Genomic DNA, 1,990 nt, shown 5'->3' on the forward strand with positions numbered 1-1,990 from the left:
GGCCTGCTGGTCAGCGCCGAGCTCGGCGGCGTGACGGGACGGCGTCTCGTCGGGCTGGCCGAAGGCACACGCATCACCTTGCAGCCTTGGAAAGAGAACGACATGAACCGAGACACCCCCGAGGCCGAGCTCGCCGGCCATGACGACGATGCCGCGGCGCTGCCGCTGGACCGCCTGGACGCGCTGGAGGTGACGCTGCGCTTCGAAGTGGGCGAGCTGTCGGTCTCGCTCGGCGAGCTGAAGGGGCTGAACCCCGGCCACGTGTTCGAGCTCGGGCAGGCGCTGAACCGCAGTGCGGTGCGCATCGTCGCGCACGGCAACGTGCTGGGCAAGGGCTACCTGGTCGCGGTGGGCGACCAGCTCGGCGTGCGCGTGTCCGAGTTCGCCGCGAGCGAGCTGTGATGGGTGCCGGGCTGCCCGAACCGCTGACACTGGTTGCGCTGATCGTCGCGTTCGGCATCGCGCCCTTCGTCGCGCTGATGGTGACGAGCTACACCAAGCTGGTGATCGTGTTCGGCCTGCTGCGCACCGCGCTCGGGCTGCAGCAGACGCCGCCGAACATGGTGCTGAACGGCATCGCGATCATCCTGACGATCTACATCATGGCGCCGGTGGGCATGGAGGTGAGCGACGCGCTGCGCGGCCGCAGCTTCGGCGCCAAGGGCGAGGGCCTGAACGACATCGTCGCCGTGATGGACGCGGCCAAGGCGCCGGTCAAGGCCTTCCTGCAGAAGCACACGCAGGAGCGCGACCGCCAGTTCTTCCTGAAGTCGGCCGAGAGCATCTGGCCGCCGCAACGCGCGGCGACGCTGGCCGCCGACGACTTCATGGTGCTGGTGCCGAGCTTCACGCTGAGCGAGCTGACGCGCGCGTTCCAGATCGGCTTCATCATCTACCTGGTGTTCGTCATCGTCGACCTGATCGTCGCGACGGTGCTGCTCGCGCTGGGCATGTCGATGATCGCGCCGACCACCATCTCGCTGCCGTTCAAGCTGCTGCTGTTCGTGATGCTCGACGGCTGGACGCGGCTGATCCATGGGCTGGTGATGTCGTACCGCTGAGCGGCCTGCGCTCAGTGGCACGCGTCGATCGATGCGCTGGCGCCGTGAGGGCACAGCAGGAGGTAGGCACGACCGCTCTCCTGCAGGCGTTCTGCCATTCGCTGCAGGTGCGCCGCGCCCAGCATCGCGACGTAGGTCCGGCGGGGCGCTGCGCCGGACGCGCGGTCGGACCCGGCGCGGTCGAGGATGGTCTTCGCCATCGAGTCGGAGCGGGAATCCAGGGTCTCGTCGATCAGGGTCGCCAGCGCGATCTCCTGTTCGAGCAGGCGCCGGGTCAGCTCGACGATCCGGACCGACGTGGCCGGCCGCTTCAGGTGGCGCATCAACAGACCGTCGACCTGCTGGCGCAACGCCGCAAGCGTCACCTCGGCATCCGCCTGCCGACCCTGCGATGCGCCGGGATCCAGCCGGTCGATCAGCTCGCGCAGAGACGTGGCCACTTCGCGCATCAAGGCTTCGACTCGCACCCCGAGTGCATGGTCGTCCATGCCCACCGTTCCGCCCTCCGCGTCGTCCTGCACGACCGGAATCCCGCGCAGGACCTCGTCGAACTGCCCGCTGCGAACGTACGGCTCCGACAGTTCGGCGAAGTGCAGGTCGCCGGGCCGCCAGATCGACTGCAGCGCCCGTGTCGCGGCATCGGGCTGGTGGTGGTCGGATTCAGCAATCAACACGATCACTCCGTCGAGCGATCGATGCTCGCCGAGGCCGGGACTGCGAACGACCTTGAAGTCGACGGCCACCGCACGCCGAAACTCGGCGAGGGTCGGATGCAACAGGCCGGTGGCACCGTCGCACGACGCGCCGACCGGGCAACTGCCGGACAAGTCGTTCACATGGGCCAGCAGCAGGCTGGCCGTGGACGGCCAGTTCGCGGCGGTCATGCGTTCGGCCGAAGTTCGGATCACGGGTTCTGCCGTGCGTCGTGC

At 68.5% G+C, this 1,990-nt stretch carries 3 protein-coding genes; 2 read left to right on the top strand and 1 reads right to left on the bottom strand.

From position 1 onward, the window contains the following. On the top strand, positions 1–402 hold a 402-nt coding region (locus tag AC1D15_RS29290), incomplete at its 5' end, for a FliM/FliN family flagellar motor switch protein (protein WP_477828786.1). Then, positions 402–1,061 carry a type III secretion system export apparatus subunit SctR gene (sctR, locus tag AC1D15_RS29295; protein WP_047587294.1) on the top strand — a complete coding sequence of 220 codons (660 nt, stop codon included), beginning with the start codon at positions 402–404 and terminating at the stop codon, positions 1,059–1,061. The genes AC1D15_RS29290 and sctR, both read left to right, overlap by 1 nt. Before the next feature lie 11 nt (positions 1,062–1,072). Here sctR and AC1D15_RS29300 read toward each other — a convergent pair. Then, positions 1,073–1,990, bottom strand: a 918-nt coding sequence (locus AC1D15_RS29300; protein WP_477828787.1) for a hypothetical protein, incomplete at its 5' end; no start/stop codon positions are given.

The organism is Rhizobacter sp. P2_H2 (assembly GCF_056403375.1).

Coding starts and splice junctions, on each gene's coding strand:
- sctR (WP_047587294.1), top strand. CDS start 402: ATGGGTGCCGGGCTGCCCGAACCGCTGACACTGGTTGCGCTGATCGTC.